Below are 3,930 nucleotides of genomic sequence, written 5' to 3'. Positions count from 1 at the left end.
CCTCCCATTCCACCCACCACAGGGGAGTTTTATTAGAAAAATACTGTTCAACTGTTAGAGCTAAATGACCTAATTCTCGATCGGGGTGAAGTTCATGGTAAGTTTTGTACATGAATTTTACCAATTTTGCACGGTCTAGTCCCGAACCTGTACGCAACTGATAGCCTGGTATTAACTCAACGGATACCATAGGAATTAATGGGCGATCGCGATCGATTCACCGCTTCCCACTACAACATTTAATGTGGGTGTTTGAGCGTGCTGAGCTTGGGGACTAACTTCTTCAATAGGAGCTGGTGCGGCCATATCATTCGGCAAAAAAATCCGAGCACTAACTGCGGCGAGAGCGAGAAAAAAAATGATAACTGCGATTAAAGGGGCGACGTACTGACGAATGAAAGCCATAGATACAAAATTGTTGAGTTTTTACTCGCGATCGCGAAGATCATCTTCTGAAGATAATAGTAGATTATTTCGCTACTTGACAATTCTTTAAAACATAGTTATAAATTTTGCCAAGATTAGCTTGACTTTATAAAAAAGCTATGATACAATACGGTTCAAGCAAAGCAATCATTAGCCTTACAATTAAGGTAAAAAGCGATCGCCCTCTCGTCGGCTGCCTCCTGGGTACAAAAATCATTACCGACTGCCAATAGGGTCAAGAACAGATTTTGGTCGGTGGAGTATCACCTTCAAACAGTTAGCGATCGCCTCAGCAGGTAATTCTACCGTCATTAATTTGCGTTCACAAGTTTTAGGTACTGTCAAGGCGTGAATAATTAGTGCGATCGGTAGTGCTGATTTCGTAACTTTGCTGTAAACTAATAAATAACAACTAATAACTACTTCGTTCTGTATGTTCTTGTAGTTCAGTCTTCTTAACTCTGAACTACAACAACATACTTTTTATTAGGCACTGACCCAAAAAATATGAGTGCGGAACCGTCCCTTTACGAAGCTCTGGCAAAAATAATAGCGTATCAGGACGATAAACCTGAGTTTGAAGAGCAAGTTAAAAGTTTTCTGGAAACTAACAACTACTATATAGATCAAATATTCGACGATCTGCAAAGTGGTCTTCATGCTATCGGACTTGCTTCCACTGACCCCGATACATCTCCAGTTTTGATATTTCGCGGTACAGACTTTATAGAAGATGATGCCGCCTTCTCTGATGAGCGTGGTGTTGGTTACTTGCAAATTGACAACAATAGAGAAATTTTACAAAGCTGGCTGACACAAATAACTGAAGATTCTTTTAAGAATCCTACAGGCTTACTTCCCGATGTTATCGGTCACGGGATGGGAGGAGCTTTAGCTCAAATTTTTGCTGCTGAATTTACCTCCAAAACTGGAGACATATTTACCTTCAACTCTCCTGGTGTTTCAGCCGATACCGTCAATACTTTTAGGCGTAACCTAAGAGGCGCGAACAAAACTGTTAATCACTACATAGTTAACGGAGATATTGTTAGCCTTTTTGGGGAATCATTTCTGACAGGTAGAGTTTTTCTCCAAAGTTTTAACGATCCCAATATTCGACCCTTAATTATTTTAAATAAAAATCGAACCGACAATTTATTAACCAATCCTCCTGATGGTTTTTCTCAACGGCAGGTTTCTACAGATCAATTAATACTTCCTAGTTTTACCTATACCAATGACTCTGATTTTACAGAGTTTCAAACAGCTCTCTCTTTTATACAACCCAATTTATCAGAGGCGCTAAAAACCAGAGAAAGTGCAGAGAGATTGAGAACAAGCGGTAATTTTTCATTTTCGGGACTATTGCAGCAGATTCAAGTCGCTCTGGCTCCATCTCAAGCTAATTATTTAGTTGGGGATGCACAGAATAATTCTGCTAGCGCCGGCGGCGGCGATGATACATTAATTGGTGGCAACGGGAATGACACCCTCAGAGGCAATCAAGGTGATGATACTATTAGTGGTGGAAATGGCAATGATTTTCTTTACGGCGGTAAAGGAATCGATACTATCAGTGGTGGGGAAGGAGCTGATTTTATCAGCGGTGATGCTGGCGATGACATCTTAATTGGCGGTAGCGGACAAGATAGGTTTGTGTTAGCTCCGTTTGCGGGAATTGATACTATTGTTGATTTTGAAGATAGTGAAGATATAATCGTTTTAAGTGGAGGCTTTACCTTTGCTCAACTTAAAATTATTCCTGGTAATAATGGGCCATTAATTACTGTTGCGAAGAGTGGTGAGGTACTGGCAATTGTTGAAGGAATCGCTGTAAGTACCCTGAGTACGAGAGATTTTATTACTATTTAAGAAACTAGGATTGATTTATAATTAATGACGGATTATTGCTAATAAAGGGGATGACTAACCTGGATTTGTTATGAGGGCAGGTAAGATGCCTGCCCCCAAGAGTTTTGACCGACAACTGAGGATTATTTCGGATCTTCTAAAGGCAAAAAGAAAATTGTTAACATCCCTGGTATAACAGCCAGAGAACTAAATAAGAAATAATGCTGATATCCTCCCAGCCAAGTCTGCAAATAACCGCTAAAAACTCCGGGAATTAATACGCCTGCGGCCATAAATGCTGTGGTAATTGCATAATGGGAAGCTTCATATTCAGGTCGAACTGTACGCATTAAAAATACAGTATAGGCAGCTACGCCAAGTCCATAGGTAAACTGTTCTATGGAGTTGACTGCATAGGCCCAAATAATACTCGGTTGATACATTGCTAACAGCCAATACAATACATTAGTTGAGTTTTGCAGTATAGCTGTAGGCCACATCCATTTTTTTAACCCTTGTTTGGCGATTAAATATCCGCCAAGTAGCCCTCCAATCAAAAGAAAAATTACGCCGATAGTACCAGATAACAAACCCATTTCAGCAGTGGAAACTGCTAATCCGCCCTTCTGTATTGTATCCATTAAAAATGGAGGAGCCATTTTGAAAGTTAAGGCATCACCAAGGCGGAAAATTAAGACATAAGTAACAATCCAACCTATTTTATATTGGCTGAAATAGGTTCTAAATGCTTCTTCAAATGCTTCGTCGATAAAGCTGGTTGTTTGTGTGGATTTGTTGTAGGCGATCGCGCGACTTTCTACCTCTGGCAAATACCAGCGCTGAAATAGATAAATCAAAATAAATATTACTCCACCAATTCCAAATGCGATCGCCCATCCTAACTCCAAAGGATGAAGATTAAACGAGGAACCAAAAACTGAAAACGTAATATCTTTATATACTTTAGCATCAGTAGGATTTCCTGCTACTAAATGCTGTTCTGCAAAAGAACCCGCTAAAAAAACTAACAGACCACTTCCGGCAATTACTGCTCCTCTGTAAGCCGTATTACGAACGCCAACAAATAGCGCTTGCTGATCTTTATTTAGAGCCTTTAAATAAAATCCATCTATGGCGATATCGTGGGTAGCTGAAACAAATGCTATTATTGTAAAAATCACAAGTGATATTACCAGAGTCTGGGGCATTAACACGCCAAGCGCTAGCCAGAAAAATAGACCAGCACAAATGATTTCTGTGTTTAAAATCCATTGGCGTTTAGTGGAGTATAAATCAACTATCGGGCCCCATAAACCTTTTAATACCCAGGGAAAAGACAAAAGGCTGGTTAAGCCAATTAACTCATTGCTGGCTCCCAGACCTTTTAAAAAAATTACCGACATTAAATTTACAACAGTGTAGGGAAATCCTTCTGCGAAATATAATATTGATACCCATAATCCAGGGTTGCGCTTTTTTTCTGATAAGACCATGTTTTTTTAGTTCCTCGTTTGCTTAAGAGCAGTTTATCATACAGCAGTTTTTAGTTGAGTGCAGCACAGATAAGGGGTAAGGACACGGTAATGCCCATTGGTGTCAAGTTAAAAAGAAAGCCGCCAGGGGTTGAAACCTCTGTCTAAGTAGAAGGAAGAA

Annotated in this window: 4 protein-coding genes and 1 pseudogene; 1 reads left to right on the top strand and 4 read right to left on the bottom strand. The window is 39.8% G+C overall.

Going from position 1 to position 3,930, the window contains the following annotated elements:
- The 3 genes and pseudogenes from OSCI_RS28175 to OSCI_RS31850 form a co-directional block, all read right to left on the bottom strand.
- A pseudogene (locus OSCI_RS28175) lies at positions 1-190 on the bottom strand (GNAT family N-acetyltransferase); the annotation flags it as partial.
- Between the two features lie 5 nt (positions 191-195).
- On the bottom strand, positions 196-405 hold the full coding sequence (locus OSCI_RS03255; protein WP_007353433.1) for a hypothetical protein: 210 nt from the start codon (positions 403-405) through the stop codon (positions 196-198).
- Between the two features lie 237 nt (positions 406-642).
- Positions 643-771 carry a hypothetical protein gene (locus OSCI_RS31850; protein ID WP_007353432.1) on the bottom strand — a complete coding sequence of 43 codons (129 nt, stop codon included), beginning with the start codon at positions 769-771 and terminating at the stop codon, positions 643-645.
- Between the two features lie 162 nt (positions 772-933).
- Between OSCI_RS31850 and OSCI_RS03250 the strand changes: the two genes are divergently transcribed.
- The gene (locus OSCI_RS03250) at positions 934-2,298 is read left to right on the top strand and encodes a hypothetical protein (RefSeq protein WP_007353431.1); all 1,365 of its coding nucleotides are present in this window, start codon (positions 934-936) and stop codon (positions 2,296-2,298) included.
- A gap of 122 nt (positions 2,299-2,420) precedes the next feature.
- Here the strand turns inward: OSCI_RS03250 and OSCI_RS03245 are convergent, their stop codons facing one another.
- Entirely contained in the window at positions 2,421-3,770 is a 1,350-nt protein-coding gene (locus OSCI_RS03245; RefSeq protein WP_007353430.1) for an MFS transporter, read from the bottom strand.
- Between the last annotated feature and the right edge of the window lie 160 nt (positions 3,771-3,930).

The organism is Kamptonema sp. PCC 6506, from assembly GCF_000180455.1.
Lineage (GTDB): Bacteria > Cyanobacteriota > Cyanobacteriia > Cyanobacteriales > Microcoleaceae > Kamptonema > Kamptonema formosum.
The sequence above is the reverse complement of the archived record's forward strand: the minus strand, read 5'-3'. Positions and strand labels throughout refer to the sequence as shown.